The following is a 15,978-nucleotide window of genomic DNA, read 5'->3' on the forward strand; positions in this document are numbered from 1 at the left end:
GTCCTAAGCGGTCACTGCCTCTTCGATGAACTCCTGCTCGACCTGAGCCTCGTCCTCGACGGCGATCGCGGGCTCCAGGGCACCGAGGCCCGTCCCCCACTCCTGGTCGGCCAGCGCGAACGCCGCCACGGTCAACGCCGCCACGGGCGCACCGACGGGCATGTTCTCGCGGTGCAGGTCGAGATCGAGGCGGCCACCGATCGGCGACGGGCTGAGCCGCAGCGTCGCGTGCGCGGGCTCGTCCGGGTGCGCCAGCCGGCACGCCCAGCCGGTGAAGATCACCCGGCGCTCGTCGACCTCGGTCGGCTGCACGGCACGCACGTTGGCGCCCACCGCACCCGAGCGGAGGTTGTCCGCCGCCTGCAGCACCGTCTCCTCGAACTGCATGGAGGAGATGCCGAGGTCCCAGCCCGCGACCAGGGCGACCTGGACGAGGGCGAGGGGCAGTGACGGGACGGCGTCCTCGAAGCAGACCATCGCGCCGCCGTAGCGGGTGTTGATCTCGGTCGGCAGGAAGCCGTCCTCGGTCGCGATGCCGTCCAGCGTGAACGTGCCGCGGTAGCCGACGGTCTCGCGCAGGTGCTCGCCGACGCGGCGGGCCAGGTTGCGCATCTCGTCGCGGATCCACACGGGCGGGTCGTAGTACGACGCGCAGCCCGCGTAGAGGAACTTGGCCTGGCCCTGGCGGCGCGGCACGACCATCTCGATCGGACGCAGCACCGCGGTGCCGTCGGGGAACACGATGCCGTGCACGCTCACCGGAATGCCTTCCAGGAACGGCATCACGCGCACCTGCTCGCACTTGGGAGCGAGCACCTCGAAGGCGTCCTTGGCCTCTTCGTACGTCCGCACGCGGCGAACGAAGTTGGCACCGCCGTTGATCGCGGGGCCGTCACCGGACCAGACGACGCCGGCGCCGCGGTCGAGGATCTCCGAGGCGCCCCAGAGGCGTTCGAAGTCGAGGTCGAACACCATCGCGGGCGCGCGGCGGGCGGACAGCTCGTCCCACAGCGCGTCGATGGTGGTCTTGTTCTCCAGTTCGGCCCACTTGTGCTCGCGCGCGTTGAGCACGGGACGGCCCTGGAAGGTGCCGATCTCGTTGTACGGCGTGCTGATCACGACGGCTTCGGCCTCGGGGTCGAAGTCCTTGAGGATCGCGCGGACCTCTGCCGACGGCTTCGTGAGCAGCTTGCCGAGGCGGCGCTGTTCGACGGCGACGAAGCCGCCCTTGATGCCCAGCGAGACCCACCTGGCGATCACCGAGTCATGCAGCGGGGCATGATCGTCGGTATCCAGCACGAGCGTATGGCGAGCACCGAGCGCATGAAGCTCATGCGCGCGTTTCGCCAAACGAGTGCCGCCGGCCAGCACGACCAGCCGGTCACCGAACAATCCGCCCAAGCGCTCGTTGAGCGCCGCGAAGACATGATCCATCGCCGAGAACCCGCTTTGAGAGAAGCAGAAGGATGCGACCGGCGATCGCCGGGTGACGCGTAGCGTAGAGCCACCCGGTATGTGTGTCGAAGCACGGTCCGGCAACGGCCGGATGAATGTTGCGGCGGGCCCGCACAGGCGGGCCTCACGGCAAGTGGATCAGTCTTTGATCTAGGTGCGCCCTAGGCGCGAGCCGCGTCCCGAAGGACCTGGTCAACGCGGTTGAGGAAGCTGCGCCTGGGGTTGATCGCCGGCAGCGGCTGGGTGAGCTCGGCGGTCACGGGCTGAGGCGCGGGTGCGGCTCCCACGATCTCGGCCACGTTGCGCAGGAACTCCTGCCGCTTGAACTCGTGCACGGCTACGTCGTGCAGAAGTCCGGCGATGCTCGTGTGCACAGCGCGATGGGGGTAACTCACTCGTGTGTTATCGGCCGAGTGCGCGTCGACCTTTAGGGTCAACTTGTGCGAGTTCTGGTGACCGGCGCCACTGGGTATGTCGGCCGTGCCGTGGTGCGTGAGCTGCGGGTTCACGGGCATGAACCTGTTTTGTCCCGTCAACGGCTCTCGGAACCGTTCGGGTCAATCGACGCCGACGCCGTCATCCACCTGGCCGGTGCCGCGCGCGTGCGGGAGTCGTTCGAAGATCCACTTTTGTACTACGCGGTGAACGTCGGCGGGACGCTGAACCTGCTGAAGGCGCTGGAGGGGCAACGATTCCTGCTCGCGTCGACTGCCGGGGTGTACCGGCCCTCGGACTCCCCTCTGACCGAGTCGTCAGTCCGGGAACCCTCTTCGCCGTACGCGGCGTCGAAGGCCGCCGCGGAGGACCTGGTGGCGTGGGCGGCGCGGTCCGGGCGCATCGGAGCGACCACGCTGCGTTTGTTCAACGTCGCTGGAGGTGGTGACACCGACACCACTCGGGTGATCACCCGTGCCGTCGCCGCCGCGGCTGGGACGGTCGACGGGATGGACGTCTACGGCGACGGGTCGGCTGTGCGCGATTTCGTGCACGTGCGGGACGTTGCCGCCGCATTCGTCGTGGCGCTGGAGGCGTGCACGGTGGGTGAGTCCGCGGTGTACAACGTCGGCGCCACACCAGCGTCCATCCGGGACGTTCTGGAGACTGTCGCCGGTGTTTCGGGACGGCCGGTGAACGTGACCTGGAAGCCCGCGCACCCCGGCGAGGTGCCGTCGCAGCGGGCGGACGTGTCGCGGTTGCGGGCGCTGGGCTGGCAGCCCTCGCACTCCGCGTTGGCCGACATCGTCAAGGACCAGTGGAGCGCTTCGGCACCGGAACCCGGTCCAGGTCCTTCGCGATGACGATCTCGCCGCCGAACTCCTGCGCGGCTTCCGCGTGGAACTCGGCCGGGTCCTCGTAGCGCTGGGAGAAGTGGGTCAGGACCAGCTTGCGGACCTTGCAGTCCTGGGCGACGCGGGCGGCCTGCTGGGCGGTGAGGTGGCCGTGGTCGCCGGCGAGCTTGGTGTCGCGGGCGAGGTAGGTCGACTCGATCACCAGCATGTCCGCCTGGTCGGCGAGCTCGTAGACGTTGTCGCACAGGCGGGTGTCCATGACGAACGCGAACTTCTGGCCCTTGCGGGGTTCGCTGACGTCTTCGAGCCTGACGCCGTCGAGCTCGCCCTTTTCTTGCAGCACGCGGACCTGCGGGCCCTGGATGCCGTGCTCCTTCAGCTTCTCCGGGAGCATGCGGTGGCCGTCGGGTTCGATCAGCCGGTAGCCGAAGCTGTCGATACCGTGGTCGAGCTCGTAGGCCTCGAGCGTGCCGAACTTGCCCTGCGCCAGCCGGCCGTTCCCGGTGATCGGCTCTTCCTTGATGTCCGCGGCGTCGTAGAAGGCGCTGGCGTAGCGCAGGCGCTCGAAGAAGTGGGAGCCGCTGCTCGGGAAGTGGGCGTGGACCGTGTGCGGGACCCGGTCGAGGCTCAGGCGCTGGACGATGCCGGGGACGCCGAGGCAGTGGTCGCCGTGGAAGTGCGTGATGCAGATCCGGGTGATGTCGCTCGCAGCGGCGCCTGATCGCAGCAGCTGCCGCTGGGAGCCGTCGCCCGGGTCGAACAGGAAGCCCTCGCCGTCCCACCTCAGCAGATAGCCGTTGTGGTTGCGCTGGCGCGTGGGAACCTGGCTGGCTGTTCCCAGGACGATCAGTTCCCGGACTGTCACCCCCTGACGTTAACGTCTGTCCCATGCAGAGCGTGGAAGTGGCGGCGACGTGGCCTGTCTCGAACGTCGCGGTGGCCGTGGTGTCTTCTGGTGCCGTGGTGGGCTCGCTGGGCGACCAGCAGCGCATGTTCCCGCTGGCGTCGGTCACGAAGCTGCTGACCGCCTACGCGGTGCTGGTCGCCGTGGAGGAGGGTGCGGTCGAGTGGGACCAGCCGGCCGGTCCTGAGGGTTCGACCGTTCGGCACCTGATCTCGCACACGGCCGGGTACGCGTTCGACAAGGCCGAGGTGCAGGCGGCGCCCGGTACTCGCCGGATCTACTCCAACGCCGGGTTCGACGTGCTGGCTTCTTTTGTGGGAGCCGCTTGTGAGATGCCGTTCGCCACTTATCTGCACGAGGCTGTTTTCGCGCCTCTGGGGATGAGTTCCTCGGCTCTGGTGGGCTCTGCTGGGGCCGGCGCCGAGTCCTGCGCTGCGGATTTGGCTTTGTTCGCTGCTGAGTTGTTGTCGCCGAAGCTGGTTTCCGTTGAGCTCGTTGCCGAGGCGACTTCCGTTGTGTTTCCCGGGCTGAACGGCGTTCTGCCCGGTTATGGGATGCAGAAGCCGAACGACTGGGGGCTCGGCTTCGAAATCCGGGACGGCAAGTCGCCGCACTGGACGGGACTCACCCATTCCCCGCGGACTTTCGGTCACTTCGGACAGTCCGGCACGTTCCTGTGGGTCGATCCCGACATTTCCGCAGCCTGCGTCGCCTTGACGGATCTGCGTTTCGGCCCGTGGGCGGTGGAGGCCTGGACGCCGTTCTCCGACGGCGTCCGCGCCGAGTTGACCAGTTAGCGGACAAAGACCCACGTCGCCAAGATGCGCCCCGCCGTGAGCGGGGCGAGTTGCTGGAACGCCGTGGGTGAGATTTCCAGGTCTCCACGCTTGCAGCCCGAGCAGCGGTCCACCACCGTCACCACGACCGAATTCGCGCCACGGGTAACTTTGATCTTTCTGCCGCAGTTCTTGTTGTTGTTCGGGTTGCCACCCGGACTCGGATCGAACATGGACGCCGGCAACGACGCCACGTAGTCGGTGGGCAAACTGACCTGGCCGCAGGCGCCGAGGCTCGGCACGTAGAAAGTCACGTCTCCGGTAAATGCGCTCGCGACTCCCTGGCCTGCGAGCAACCCGGCCACAACAGACGTCGTCAACACCGCTGAGCGAATTTTCATGGACCGAAGCTAGGCCGGTCCGAGCAATCCCGCAAAAGCGAGCTTCACTCGTTGTCGGCAAGACCGATGGCCAGCTTCTGCAGAACGGCTTTCACGTCGGCGTCCTCGCAGTCGTTCTCGTACGCCTGCGCGACGCCGTGGAAGGCGTAGAGCAGCCCCGCGGTGAACCAGCCGAACTGCCCGAGCACCTGGTCCATGGCCTGCTTGAGGGCCTGCGCGCCGGCCTCGTTCAGGTCACCGTCGACCTTGACCTCGTAGCTGAACACGCCCTCCTGCAACGACTTGAGGGCAGTGCGCAGGTAGTCGCCGGACTCGCCGCCGTCGTAGGTGAGCGTCAGGACGCCGAGCGCCCGCTGCATGATCTCCCGCTGGTCCACGACCGCCACTCTGCCCGTTGCTCAGGCGCGAGTCACCTTCCGACACCCCAACGCACCCACGCCGGGTCCTCGGGCTCGATCCGTTCCTCGAAGGCTTCGGCGATCGCGTCGACGTCCCACTCGTCGTTCTCGATGACCGGCTCCTTGGGGCTCGTCTGCCCCATGACGTGCAACCGCCCGTTGGCGAACCGGATCAGCTGCCCGGTGATCTTCGCGGCGCGGTCGCTGAGCAGGTACGTGACCAGCGGCGCGATGGTTTCGGGCGGCCCACTGGGGACGGCTTTGGTGTCCGCCGCGGCCATGCGGGTCCAGGCGATCGGGCAGACGGCGTTGACCCGGATGCCCTTGTCGTGGAGCTCGGCCGCCGCTCCGGCCGTGATGCTGGCGACGGCCCCTTTGGAGGCGCTGTAGGTGAGCGCGGTCGGCTGGCCCACCATCGCCACCGAGCCGAGGTTGACGATCGACCCGCGGCGCATGCTCTGCACGGCCGCGTTGGTGCAGTACAGCGTGCCGAGAACGTTGATCTCGATCAGCTCGCGCATCCGCTCGGGGTCGTCCTGACCGATGGCGGCCTGGTATCTGATGCCGGCGTTGTTGACGAGCCCGTCGATCCTGCCGAACGCCGCCGTGCACGTGTCGATCATGGTCTGGGCCTGGTCGGGATCCGTGACGCTGCCGGCGCTGACGACGGCCTTGCCGCCCATGAGGGTGATGAGCTCGGCGACCTGCCCGGCGAGCGGCTCGTCCACGTCGTTGATCACCACGGCGGCTCCGGAGGCGGCGGCGTGGGTGGCGAACGCCCGCCCCAAGCCCTGCCCGGCACCGGTGATGACCACGGCCTTGCCCGCCAGAATCGCCATACCCCGAGTGTGGCCAAGTGCCATCATCGAGTGGTCGTTCACGTCGACGAATGGCCTTTGTCCGCGCCGAACGGCGTACGTGGAACGACGACCGGTTCAAACCTCTTTTCGCAGATCAACCACTGTGGAATCGATTGCTTCCGGCCTTTGTCACCAGTAGAAAAATGAGCAGCGTTCGACAGTTCCCGGATGAGATGTCTGCAACGACCTCGGGCTCGAGGCCGTGCAGCTGGCGCAGGTCCGGCCGGACACCCGGGCGGCGAACATGGTGGGGCAGCGCGGCACTCACACGGGAGCAAGGGGCCGCCCGTGCGATACGAGGCGACCGCGCAGTGCCTGGAGGTTCTGGCCTCGCATGCGGTGTGGTTCGGGGTGAGCGTGCCGCGCATCGGGTGCGGTCTGGCGGGCGGGGCGGTGGGAGCTGGTCGAGCCGCTCATCGAGCAAACCCTGCTGGCGCAAGGCGTCGCCACCACCGTGTACGACTTCGACTAGGGCCGCAGCCTGGTCGTGTGGTCCACGCACGTGTTCTTGGTGTGGCAGATGGCGATCTCGACCTTGTTCACGCCGCCGGGCTTGGTCGTGTCGCCCATGCCGAGCTCGAAACGCCTCGGCGACCTGAGCTTCGGGTTCGTGCTGGCGTCATCGGTGTAGCGCGACTCCTCGGCGCCGATCTGCGTGCTGCCGGCGAACACCCGGAACCGGACCTCGGTCCAGCCGGCTCCCTCGTCGATCACGTAGCCGCTGATGGTCACGGTGCGGTTGTGCCAGGTGATGGTCCCCTTGGTGTAGTCGTAGCCGTCACCGGTCTCGAACCCGATCGAGGGGTCGGCCTGGGCTGAAGCGGGAGCCAGGACAGCGAGGGCCGCGGCGGCGAGAATTCCGGCGGCGATCTTCTTGAAGGTCACGGGAGATGCACGCTACTGGTCGCATCTCGGTTGCCCGGCGGCTCCGGCGACAAGATCACGGGAAGCTCCCGGAACCCGGACACCATGTAGGAGCGGCGGCGCCTGAGCTCCTCGGCCGGAACAGCGCCGGCGTACCGGGGAAACCTGCGGAGCAACTCCCGCAGCGCGATCTCCCCCTCCATGCGGGCAAGGGGCGCGCCGATGCAGTAGTGGATCCCGTGACCGAACGCCAGGTGCCCGGCGCCGCGCTCCAGGTCCACGTCGTCGGGCTGCTCGAACCGCTCCGGATCCCGGTTCGCGCCGGCCAGGGACACCAGGAGGATCTCCCCTGCCGGGACCTCGACGTCGCCGAACGCGATCGGCGCCGCCGTGTAGCGCGTGGTGCCGATCGACAGCGGGCTGGTCAGCCGCAGCAGCTCCTCCACCGCCTTCGGAATCAGGTCCGGATCGGCCACCAGCCGCTCGCGCGTCTCGTGGTCGCGCAGCAGCACCTCGGCGCTGGAGCCGATCAGGTTCACCGTGGTCTCGTGGCCCGCCACCACCAGCAGAATCGCGGTGCTGAGCACCTCGGCCTCGGTGAGCTGGTCTCCGTCATCGCTGGCCCTGGTCAGCGCGGAGAGCAGATCGTCGCCCGGCTCGGCGCGTTTGCGCCGGATCAGCTCGCTGAAGCAGGCCGTCATCCGCCGCGAGGCCACGATGCCCTCGTCCGGCGCCACCTCGCCCATCATCGCCTGCGACCAGTCCCGCATCGGCTCGCGGAACTCCTCCGGGACGCCCAGCAGATCGCAGATGACGATCATCGGCAGCCGGAAGGCGAACGCGGCGATCAAGTCGACCGGCTCGGCCGTCGGGAGTGCGTCGAGCAGTTCCGCGGCGATCTGCTCGATCCGCGGCCGCAACGCCGCCATCCGCTTCGCCGTGAAGTCGCGCGCCAGCAGCTTCCGCAACCGGGTGTGGTCCGGTGGGTCCATCACCAGCATGTTCCCGGAGAAGAACGCCGAGAGCTCCGCCTGGCCGCCGGCCTGTTCGAGCTTGCGCAGCATGATCGCCGACAGTTCCGCGGACGACTTGCGCACCCGGTCGTCGGTCAACGCGACCCTTGCGTCGTCGTGCGACGTCACGACCCACACCGGCAGTTTGTTGGGCAGCACGGCCTGGTGGACTCGCCCGAGCTCGCGAACCGCGTGCAGCGTCGCCGCCGGATCCCTGAAGTACTGCTTGCTGAACAGCGTGCCTGCGGACACCGCGACCCCCAGCTCTCCCGGCAGCATCAACCATTCATACCCGAGAGTCTCACGCGAAAGGGCCCCGTCTGCGTTTCCGCGGACGGGGCCCTTTCGATCTGGCGCGCTCGACAGGATTCGAACCTGTAACCTTCTGATCCGTAGTCAGATGCTCTATCCGTTGAGCTACGAGCGCAGGTCTTCAATTATAACCGATCCCCTAGAGGCTCGGCCCTTGCGGAGGCTCCGGGATTTGAACCCGGGATGGGGGGTTACCCCAAACCGCATTAGCAGTGCGGCGCCATAGACCAGACTAGGCGAAGCCTCCCGGGACCATCCTCGGCCACGACGCATAGGTTACACAGGTCCTCAACCGAGTTGCAAAACGCCCCCCTCCTAACCCAGAACGCGCTGGTCAGAGCACGCGCAGAGGCCTTGAGAGGGGCGTTAAACGCCTGTTCACCCGAGCGGGAGTGACCTAGATCATCCCGAGGCGAGTTCCAGGAACGGTTGGAGGGACTCGGGATTGCGCAGTGCGCCTCGGCTCACGGCCTTGTCGGGATCGGCTCCGGCGAGGATCTTCTTCACCGGGACCTCGCACTTCTTGCCGTTGAGGGTCCTCGGGATCTCGGCGACGGCGACGAAGCGGTTCGGCACGTGGCGTGGGGACAGGGACGAACGCAATTCCTGGCGCAGCAACGGTTCCACGTCGGCCAAAGCCACGCCGTCGAGCACCACGAAGCAGAGCAGCTCGCCCTCGGTGACTCCCGAGGTGTCGATCACCAGCGAGTCGACGACGCCCGGAATCGACTCGACCACGCGGTAGAACTCCGAGGTGCCCATGCGGACGCCGCCCCGGTTCAGGGTCGAGTCGGAGCGGCCGTAGATGACCGCGGAACCCCTTGGGGTGATGCGGATCCAGTCGCCGTGGCGCCAGATTCCCGGGTACGTGTCGAAGTAGGCGTCGCGGAGGCGCTCGCCGGAGGCGTCGCCCCAGAAGAAGACCGGCATGGACGGCATCGGCTTGGTGATCACCAGCTCGCCCACGGCGTCGTCCAGCACGTTCCCGGCCTCGTCGAAGGCGTGCACCGCGGCGCCCAGGGCTCGGCAGGAGAGTTCGCCCAGCCACACCGGGCGGTCCGGGGAGGCGGCGACGAAGGCCGTGCAGAGGTCGGTGCCGCCGGAGACCGAGGCGATCTGGACGTCCTTGCCGACGGCCGAGGCGATCCAGCGGAAGCCTTCTGGCGTAAGGGGTGCGCCGGTCGAGCCGACCACGCGCAGGCCGGTCAGGTCGTAGCGGGAGGACGGGTCGAGGCCCTCCTTCAGGCACGACTGGACGTACGGGGCCGAGGTGCCGAAGTAGCTGACGCGGTGCTGTTCGGCCAAGTGCCACAACGTGTTCAGCGACGGGTAGGCCGGGCTGCCGTCGTACAGCACGATCGTCGTGCCGACCAGCAACCCGCCCACCAGGTAGTTCCACATCATCCAGCCGGTGGTGGTGAACCAGAAGAAGCGGTCGCCGGGGCCGAGGTCGCTGTGCAGCGCGAGCATCTTCAGGTGCTCGACCACGATGCCGCCGTGGCCCTGGACGATGCCCTTGGGCAGGCCGGTGGTGCCGGACGAGTAGAGCACCCACAGCGGGTGGTCGAACGGCACCGGCGTGAACTCCAGCGGAGCACCCTCGTTCGCCGCGACCAGCTCGGCGAACGAATGCGTGTCCGGCAGAGAAGAACCGTTGTCCAGGTAGTCGATCAGGACCGTGGCCCGCAGCGACGGGATCTGCGAGCGGATCTCCTCGACGACCGGGCGGCAGTCGAACGACCGTCCGTTGTAGACGTAGCCGGAGACCGCGACGAAGACCGTCGGCGAGATCTGGGTGAAGCGGTCCGCCACGGCTCGGGCGCCGAAGTCCGGGGAGCAGGAAGACCACGTGGCGCCCAGCGAGGCGGCCGCCAGGAAGGCGATCAGAGCCTCGGGGGCGTTCGGGACGAGTGCCACCACCCGGTCGCCCTCGGAGACGCCCAGGGACGCCAGTGCGGCCCGGAAAGCGGCCACGCGTGAGCGCAGCGCGCCGAAGGTCAGGGACGAGGTGACGCCGTCCTCGCGGTGGAAGATCACGGCGAGGTCGTCGTCGGCTCCACGGCGCAGGGCGTGCTCGGCGTAGTTCAGCGTCGAACCCGGGAACCACTGGGCGCCCGGCATGTCCGAGGAGCCCAGCACGCGCTCAGGAGCGGTGTGGAACTGGACGTCGAAGTACGAAGCTATGGCGCCCCAGAACCCCTCGAGGTCGGAGACGGACCACTCCCACAGCGACTCGTAGTCGGCAAAGGGGTGCCCGCGGTCGGCGAGCCACGCGCGGAAGGCGGTCATCCCGTTGTCCCTCGTGGGGTCCGGGCGCCACAGCAGTTCGACGTCGGTGTCGGTCATGCCCCATGTCTAGTTGAGGCAGAACCGCACGTCCATGTGTGATTGGCGGACTGGACGTACACCGAAAGTGTGTACCTACCCCGCCAGCAGCTCGTCGACCGCCCTGGTCAGGCCCGGCGCGTCGGCCGGGGCCAGCACGAGCCAGCCGTCCTGCTTGCGGAGCAGGTAGCGGCCCTCGCGGGTGTCCAGCCACGACACCGAGCGGCCGGTCGGGCGCGGTACGCCGTCGCGGTTGCGGGCGGTGAGGCCCAGCTCGCCGCCGCCGATGCGGGTCGTCACGATGCGCATCAGCGTGTGGGCTTCCGGCTCGCGGATGCCCGCGTCGCGCAGCACGTCCAGGAAGGCCTGCTTGCCGTCCTGCTCGCCCGCCTTGCCGGCGCGCACGTAGTCGTCCCAGCGCACGTTCACCGAACGGCCGGTGCCGGGCGCGAGGCCTGGCAACGATGACACCGTGGCCGAAGCCAGGGCGTTGGGGCGGAACGGGTACAGGTGCACGTCGTTGTTCACGCGCGCGGCGAACGCACCGCTCCAGCCCGCGCAGGCGATGCCGCGAGCCAGTTCGGTTCCCTTGAAGTACGCGATCTCCAGCGCGCGGTCGAACTCGCCGAGACCGGCCACCAGCGCACGCAGGTCCGGGTCCGGACGGTGCACGGTGCCGAGGCCGCGGGCGTAGAGCGTCTGCGAGCTCTGTTCGACGAGACGCTGCCGCGCCGCTCGGGTGGCGCCCACGTGGGGCGTCCCGAGCGGCACGACGCGGTCCTCGCCGTGCACGGCTTGCCAGAGCAGGAAGAACTCCTGCGAGCTCACCGTGAACTGGCGTTCGCTCACTGACCGATCACCGGCGGGGCCGCCTTGCGGTCCAAGCCGAAGACGTTGTCGTCCTCTTCCAGGTAGCTCGCGCTCTTGTGCTCGCGCTCGTCGTCACGGCCCTGGCCCGCCGCCGGGGCACCGCCCATCGGCGCACCACCCATCGCGAGCGGGTTCTGGAACGCCTTGGTCTGGCCACCGGTCGCGGACGACGCGGCCGCCGAGGCAGCACCCGCCACGCCGCGCTCGCTGACGCCCGCCGCTCCACCAGCGCCGGCAGGGCCACCCGCGCCACCGCCGCCACCGGGTCCGCCCTGGTTGCCGGAGTTCTGGCCGAACCGGCCGGGCATCATGCCGCCGGTGAACCCACCGCCGGTGCCGCCGCCGCCACCACCGCGAACGCCGGCGCCACCGCCGTAGGTACGCGAGCTGGACGGGTTGGTGTTGCCCCGGTTGCCCGCAACGCCCGCCGCAGTCACCTGGCCACCCACGCCGGTACCGGCGTCCGGCGCCGGCGTGCGGCCGCTCAGGTCGCCACCACCGCCGAGCGTCGGGGTGTTCGGGTTGACCGGGTTCACCGGAGGCGTGAACTGCTGCGGCACGGTCTGGTCGACCGCCGCCGAGTTGCGCTGGAACGCCGCCATCACGTCCGCCGCGCGGCGGTGCGAGGCGTCGTTGGCCGCGAGGGTCTCGACCGGGCTGGCGCCGACGACGTCGAAGCCGGTGAACTCGCCGGGCAGCGTGCGCACCAGGCGCGGATCGCGCTTGAGGCTCTCGACACCGCCGAACGAAGCCACGTCGTCGGCCATCGCGAGCCGGTTGACGGGACGCAGGACCGGCCGGGGCATGCCGGGGTCGACGACCGTCGGCGGCACCGGTGCTTCCGGGGCCTTGGGAGGCGGCGGCATCGCGGCACGGGCGGCCTCGACGTTGTTGGTCTCGGACGTGATCGCCGCGGACACCTTGTGCGCGTAGTTCGACGTGTCGTCGACCCAGTTGGTGACCTCGGTCAGGCCGTCACGGGCCAGCCGCGCCGAGTCGCTGTTCCAGCCGACCGACGAGTCCTCGACGGCCTTGAGCAGGCTCGCCCGGACGCTCGCGATGTCCTCGCCGATCTTCTGCCAGTTCGTCGCGGCCGCCTGCGCACCGGCGAGGTTCACGCCCTTGGTCACCATGTCGTAGAGCTGCTCGTGCGTGTAGACCATCCAGTCGACCGGCTCGTGCAGGTCGTGGTGGTCGTACTTGTCGTCGTCGTGATGGTGGTTCGAGGACTTGTTGTTGTCGTCCTTGCCACCGTTGCCCTTGTTGTCGTGCGACCCCTGGCTCACCACGACCCCCCGCTCTTCTTGAAGCCCTGCTCGGCCTCGTCCTCGGCCTGGCGGATGGTGTCGCGGTTCTTGCTCAGCGCGTTGCTGATGTCGTCGAGGACCTTGAAGAGGTCCAGCAACGCCTTCGCGGCGCCGCGGTCCTCACCGACGGCGAGTTCGGAGAACCGCGCGCTGATCGCCTTGGCGACCGGGTTCTCGCCGAGCTGCAACGGCGTGGCCAGCTGGTCGCTCGTGCGCTTCCAGAGGTCCATGACCTGGTCGCGCGCGGTGTCGACCGCCTTGATCAACGCGTCCGCCGCGTCGACGTCGAGCGTCAGCTTGCCGCTGTCCGCCGCCTGGTCGAGCTTGGCCGCGGCGTTGCTCGCCTCCGCCTTGTCCACCAGCATCTGTTGCTGGAGAACAGGTTTCACCGCCGCCAGCTGCTCCGCGGTGATCGGCGTGGTGGTCGCCGTCGAAACCGCGGTCGTCTCGGTTCCAGTGCCTGTCCCAGTGCCTTCAGCCATCCCTCAACCCCCTGCACTGCATTACTCGTCACCGCAGCACTGAGTGTTACTCACAGCTACACCCAGTCAGCCGTCCGAAGCATCCCTTAGATGTACCTGGAGTACGGTTCGGTTCCAATCCGCCGTAAAGACTCTTACCTCATGTGTGCGTCGAACCAGTTCAACGCACGAGTCCACGCTTCGTCACTCGAAACGTCGAAACGGACCACATCCGACGCGGTTTCCGAGCTGATCACCGCATCCCGGAGCTTGCTCACTTCCTCCGAGTCGCCGTCGGGGTAAATGCCCAGCCAGGGGCACGTGAGGTCACCCGCGACGTCCACCAGCGCGGGCAGCCCGTCCGACAGCGGTTCCAGAATTCCGGGCCCTGCCACGGTGACGGCGGCCCCGATCGTGCGGCTGGCGGCGACCACCATCGCGACCGTGCCGCCGATGTCGAACCCGACGACGCCCATCCGGTCCGCACTCACGCCCTGCTGCCCCAGCCAGACGAACGCGACGTCGGTGTCCTCCAGCAAGCGGTCCCCCGACAGCTTGCTGACCTGGTCCCTGATGTCGTCGCCGTGCACGCGGTCCGCGTCGTAGAGGTGTGGCGCGATGGCGAGCCAGCCCTCCGCGGCCAGGCTGCTGACGAGGGAACGGACCCCTTCGGTGATGCCGCGGGCCTCGTGCAGCACCACGAGCCCGCCGCGCACGGCGGAGTCGGGTTCGGCGATCGTCACCCGCAGCTCACGGCCGTCGGTGAGGGAAAGCGTCTCAATGCGGGTTGTGGTCATGTTTCCCACCCTTCCACGTAGGGGTGAACACCAGTCAACGTGTCCAATCGGACGGAGCAATGCGAGGATCGGCGGTATGACCGTGCGAACCCGTGCTGACCTGGCGTCCCTGCCGTCCTACGTGCCCGGACGGACCATCCCCGGCGCCATCAAGCTCGCGAGCAACGAGGTGTCCGCCGGACCGCTCCCGAGCGTCGTCAAAGCGATCGCCGAGGCGGCCACCAGCATCAACAGGTACCCGGATTCGGGCTGCACTGAACTCACCGCCCGCCTCTCCGACAAACTCGGCGTCCCCGTGGACCACGTGGCGCTCGGCTGCGGCTCGGTGATGCTCTGCCAGCAGCTCGTCCAGGCGACCTGCACCGAGAACGACGAGGTGCTGTTCGCGTGGAGGTCGTTCGAGGCCTACCCGATCGTCACGCACGTGTCGGGCGCTCGCCAGATCCGCGTTCCGCTGACCTCGGAGCACGTGCACGACCTCGATGCGATGCTCGCGGCGATCACGCCCCAGACCCGCATGGTGTTCGTGTGCAACCCGAACAACCCGACCGGCACCGCGCTGCGCACCGAGGAGATCGAGGCGTTCATCGCCCGTGTCCCCCGTGACGTGCTCGTCGTGCTCGACGAGGCCTACAAGGAGTTCGTCGACGACGCGCACATCCCGGACGGCGTCGAGCTCGCGAAGCAGCAGTGGGCCGCCGGGCACAACAACGTGGCGGTGCTGCGGACGTTCTCCAAGGCGTACGGCCTCGCGGGCCTGCGGGTCGGCTACGCGGTCGCGCCGCCGGTGGTCGCCGACGCACTGCGCAAGGTCTACGTGCCGTTCTCCGTCAACGCCCTCGCCCAGGTCGCCGCGATGGCTTCACTCGACGCCGAGGACGAGCTGATGGTCCGCTGCCGCGCGATCGTCGCCGAACGCACGCGCGTGCGGGGCGAGCTGCTGGCGATGGGCTACGAGGTGCCGGAGACCCAGGCGAACTTCGTGTGGCTGCCCCTGGGCGAGCGCACCGCCGCCTTCAACGAGCACTGCCTGGCGCACAAGGTCGTGGTGCGCGCGTTCGTGGGTGAGGGCACCCGCGTGACGATCGGCGAGCCGGACGAGAACGACGCCTTCCTGACCGCGGCCCGCGCGTTCACCGCGTGATTTCTACTTCGTGAGCAGCTGAACGATCGCCGCGACTCCCACCACGACGATGACGCCGCGCAACACGGCGGGTGGGAGTTTGCGGCCGATCTTGGCCCCGATCTGACCGCCGACGACAGACCCGGCGGCCAGCAGCACCACCGCGAGCCACGCCACGTCGGCGATGAAGATGAACATCACCCCGGCGACCAGGTTCACGAACGCGGTCAGCAGGTTCTTCAGCGCGTTCATCCGCTGCAGGTGCTCGTTCACGAGCACGCCCATGATCCCCATGACCAGCACGCCCTGCGCGGCCCCGAAGTACCCGCCGTAGATGCCGGCGAGGAACACGCCGATCCACAACAGCACGCCACCGTCGTCGTTGGACTGCCGATGAGCGAGCCGCCGGTTGAGCCACGGCTGAATCACCACGAGGACCAGGGCGATCACGATCAGCACCGGCACGATCGCCTTGAAGGCCTTGTCCGGCAACGTCACCAGCAGGATCGCGCCGACGACACCACCGAGGATCGAGGCGGGCAGCAGCCGGGTGATGCGCGACTTCTGCCCCTTGAGCTCCTCGCGGTAGCCCCAGGCGCCGGACAGCGAGCCGGGCACGAGACCGAGGCTGTTGGAGACGTTCGCGACCACGGGCGGGTACCCGACGGCGAGCAGCACGGGGAACGTCACGAGCGTGCCGCTGCCGACGACGGTGTTGATGCCGCCTGCGAACACACCCGCGATGACCACCGCGATTGCTTCCCAGACCGTCATGTCACCTGTCATGTCACCCCCAGGTACCCAATGGTTAGCGACGCTAACA

General features: G+C 68.4%; 18 protein-coding genes and 2 tRNA genes. 4 read left to right on the plus strand and 16 right to left on the minus strand.

What is annotated here, in order from left to right; all coding sequences use genetic code 11:
* Positions 1-3: 3 nt before the first annotated feature.
* Complete coding sequence (locus tag ABZX92_RS13740; protein ID WP_355557954.1) at positions 4-1,260, minus strand: hypothetical protein; 1,257 nt, start codon at positions 1,258-1,260, stop codon at positions 4-6.
* 18 nt (positions 1,261-1,278) lie between these two features.
* On the opposite strand from ABZX92_RS13740, the gene ABZX92_RS13745 reads away from it, so the two are divergent.
* Positions 1,279-1,497 (plus strand): hypothetical protein, encoded by a 219-nt coding sequence (locus tag ABZX92_RS13745; RefSeq protein ID WP_231114420.1) that lies wholly within the window; start codon positions 1,279-1,281, stop codon positions 1,495-1,497.
* Between the two features lie 119 nt (positions 1,498-1,616).
* Here ABZX92_RS13745 and ABZX92_RS13750 read toward each other — a convergent pair whose 3' ends face one another.
* Positions 1,617-1,829 (minus strand): hypothetical protein, encoded by a 213-nt coding sequence (locus ABZX92_RS13750; protein WP_355557957.1) that lies wholly within the window; start codon positions 1,827-1,829, stop codon positions 1,617-1,619.
* A gap of 66 nt (positions 1,830-1,895) precedes the next feature.
* Between ABZX92_RS13750 and ABZX92_RS13755 the strand changes: the two genes are divergently transcribed.
* Positions 1,896-2,753, plus strand: coding sequence for an NAD-dependent epimerase/dehydratase family protein (locus tag ABZX92_RS13755; RefSeq protein ID WP_355557960.1), 858 nt, complete (start codon positions 1,896-1,898; stop codon positions 2,751-2,753).
* Here ABZX92_RS13755 and ABZX92_RS13760 read toward each other — a convergent pair.
* Positions 2,698-3,609, minus strand: a complete 912-nt coding sequence (locus ABZX92_RS13760) for a ribonuclease Z (protein WP_355557963.1) — start codon at positions 3,607-3,609, stop codon at positions 2,698-2,700. The genes ABZX92_RS13755 and ABZX92_RS13760 overlap by 56 nt on opposite strands.
* A 23-nt stretch (positions 3,610-3,632) precedes the next feature.
* Here ABZX92_RS13760 and ABZX92_RS13765 point away from each other — a divergent pair, with 23 nt between their 5' ends.
* On the plus strand, positions 3,633-4,445 hold the full coding sequence (locus ABZX92_RS13765; protein ID WP_355557965.1) for a serine hydrolase domain-containing protein: 813 nt from the start codon (positions 3,633-3,635) through the stop codon (positions 4,443-4,445).
* Here the strand turns inward: ABZX92_RS13765 and ABZX92_RS13770 are convergent.
* The 12 genes from ABZX92_RS13770 to ABZX92_RS13825 all read right to left on the minus strand — a co-directional run bounded on the left by ABZX92_RS13770 (position 4,442) and on the right by ABZX92_RS13825 (position 14,032).
* A complete protein-coding gene (locus ABZX92_RS13770; RefSeq protein WP_355557968.1) occupies positions 4,442-4,738 on the minus strand; it encodes an RlpA-like double-psi beta-barrel domain-containing protein in 297 nt (98 codons plus the stop codon). The genes ABZX92_RS13765 and ABZX92_RS13770 overlap by 4 nt on opposite strands.
* A 131-nt stretch (positions 4,739-4,869) precedes the next feature.
* Positions 4,870-5,202, minus strand: a complete 333-nt coding sequence (locus ABZX92_RS13775) for a hypothetical protein (protein ID WP_355557970.1) — start codon at positions 5,200-5,202, stop codon at positions 4,870-4,872.
* Between the two features lie 32 nt (positions 5,203-5,234).
* Entirely contained in the window at positions 5,235-6,062 is an 828-nt protein-coding gene (locus ABZX92_RS13780) for an SDR family oxidoreductase (protein WP_355557973.1), read from the minus strand.
* A gap of 489 nt (positions 6,063-6,551) precedes the next feature.
* Positions 6,552-6,968, minus strand: a complete 417-nt coding sequence (locus tag ABZX92_RS13785) for a hypothetical protein (RefSeq protein ID WP_355557975.1) — start codon at positions 6,966-6,968, stop codon at positions 6,552-6,554.
* On the minus strand, positions 6,965-8,239 hold the full coding sequence (locus tag ABZX92_RS13790) for a cytochrome P450 (RefSeq protein ID WP_355557977.1): 1,275 nt from the start codon (positions 8,237-8,239) through the stop codon (positions 6,965-6,967). Before ABZX92_RS13790 ends, ABZX92_RS13785 begins: the two co-directional genes overlap by 4 nt.
* Before the next feature lie 72 nt (positions 8,240-8,311).
* Positions 8,312-8,387 (minus strand) — tRNA-Arg (locus tag ABZX92_RS13795).
* 42 nt (positions 8,388-8,429) lie between these two features.
* A tRNA-Ser gene (locus ABZX92_RS13800) sits at positions 8,430-8,519 on the minus strand.
* A 155-nt stretch (positions 8,520-8,674) separates the two neighbouring features.
* Positions 8,675-10,618 carry an acetoacetate--CoA ligase gene (locus ABZX92_RS13805; RefSeq protein WP_355557979.1) on the minus strand — a complete coding sequence of 648 codons (1,944 nt, stop codon included), beginning with the start codon at positions 10,616-10,618 and terminating at the stop codon, positions 8,675-8,677.
* Between the two features lie 75 nt (positions 10,619-10,693).
* On the minus strand, positions 10,694-11,446 hold the full coding sequence (locus ABZX92_RS13810) for an ESX secretion-associated protein EspG (RefSeq protein ID WP_355557981.1): 753 nt from the start codon (positions 11,444-11,446) through the stop codon (positions 10,694-10,696).
* Positions 11,443-12,753, minus strand: coding sequence for a PPE domain-containing protein (locus ABZX92_RS13815; protein ID WP_355557984.1), 1,311 nt, complete (start codon positions 12,751-12,753; stop codon positions 11,443-11,445). The genes ABZX92_RS13810 and ABZX92_RS13815 overlap by 4 nt, the downstream gene beginning before the upstream one ends.
* On the minus strand, positions 12,750-13,256 hold the full coding sequence (locus tag ABZX92_RS13820) for a hypothetical protein (RefSeq protein WP_355557986.1): 507 nt from the start codon (positions 13,254-13,256) through the stop codon (positions 12,750-12,752). Before ABZX92_RS13820 ends, ABZX92_RS13815 begins: the two co-directional genes overlap by 4 nt.
* Positions 13,257-13,390: 134 nt before the next feature.
* Positions 13,391-14,032, minus strand: coding sequence for a dienelactone hydrolase family protein (locus ABZX92_RS13825; protein WP_355557989.1), 642 nt, complete (start codon positions 14,030-14,032; stop codon positions 13,391-13,393).
* Positions 14,033-14,108: 76 nt separating this feature from the next.
* On the opposite strand from ABZX92_RS13825, the gene hisC reads away from it, so the two are divergent.
* Positions 14,109-15,176, plus strand: coding sequence for a histidinol-phosphate transaminase (gene hisC / locus ABZX92_RS13830; RefSeq protein ID WP_355557992.1), 1,068 nt, complete (start codon positions 14,109-14,111; stop codon positions 15,174-15,176).
* Between the two features lie 3 nt (positions 15,177-15,179).
* On the opposite strand, the gene ABZX92_RS13835 is transcribed toward hisC, so the two are convergent.
* Positions 15,180-15,929, minus strand: coding sequence for a sulfite exporter TauE/SafE family protein (locus tag ABZX92_RS13835; RefSeq protein WP_355558103.1), 750 nt, complete (start codon positions 15,927-15,929; stop codon positions 15,180-15,182).
* Positions 15,930-15,978: the final 49 nt, after the last annotated feature.

This window comes from Lentzea sp. NPDC006480, from assembly GCF_040611995.1.
Lineage (GTDB): Bacteria > Actinomycetota > Actinomycetes > Mycobacteriales > Pseudonocardiaceae > Lentzea.

Bases quoted from the DNA above. Each gene is read 5' to 3' on its own strand.
- ABZX92_RS13780 (WP_355557973.1), bottom strand. From the start codon at position 6,062: ATGGCGATTCTGGCGGGCAAGGCCGTGGTCATCACCGGTGCCGGGCAG.
- ABZX92_RS13805 (WP_355557979.1), bottom strand. From the start codon at position 10,618: ATGACCGACACCGACGTCGAACTGCTGTGGCGCCCGGACCCCACGAGG.
- ABZX92_RS13825 (WP_355557989.1), bottom strand. From the start codon at position 14,032: ATGACCACAACCCGCATTGAGACGCTTTCCCTCACCGACGGCCGTGAG.
- ABZX92_RS13790 (WP_355557977.1), bottom strand. From the start codon at position 8,239: ATGCTGCCGGGAGAGCTGGGGGTCGCGGTGTCCGCAGGCACGCTGTTC.
- hisC (WP_355557992.1), top strand. From the start codon at position 14,109: ATGACCGTGCGAACCCGTGCTGACCTGGCGTCCCTGCCGTCCTACGTG.
- ABZX92_RS13820 (WP_355557986.1), bottom strand. From the start codon at position 13,256: ATGGCTGAAGGCACTGGGACAGGCACTGGAACCGAGACGACCGCGGTT.
- ABZX92_RS13745 (WP_231114420.1), top strand. From the start codon at position 1,279: ATGATCGTCGGTATCCAGCACGAGCGTATGGCGAGCACCGAGCGCATG.
- ABZX92_RS13765 (WP_355557965.1), top strand. From the start codon at position 3,633: ATGCAGAGCGTGGAAGTGGCGGCGACGTGGCCTGTCTCGAACGTCGCG.
- ABZX92_RS13835 (WP_355558103.1), bottom strand. From the start codon at position 15,929: ATGACGGTCTGGGAAGCAATCGCGGTGGTCATCGCGGGTGTGTTCGCA.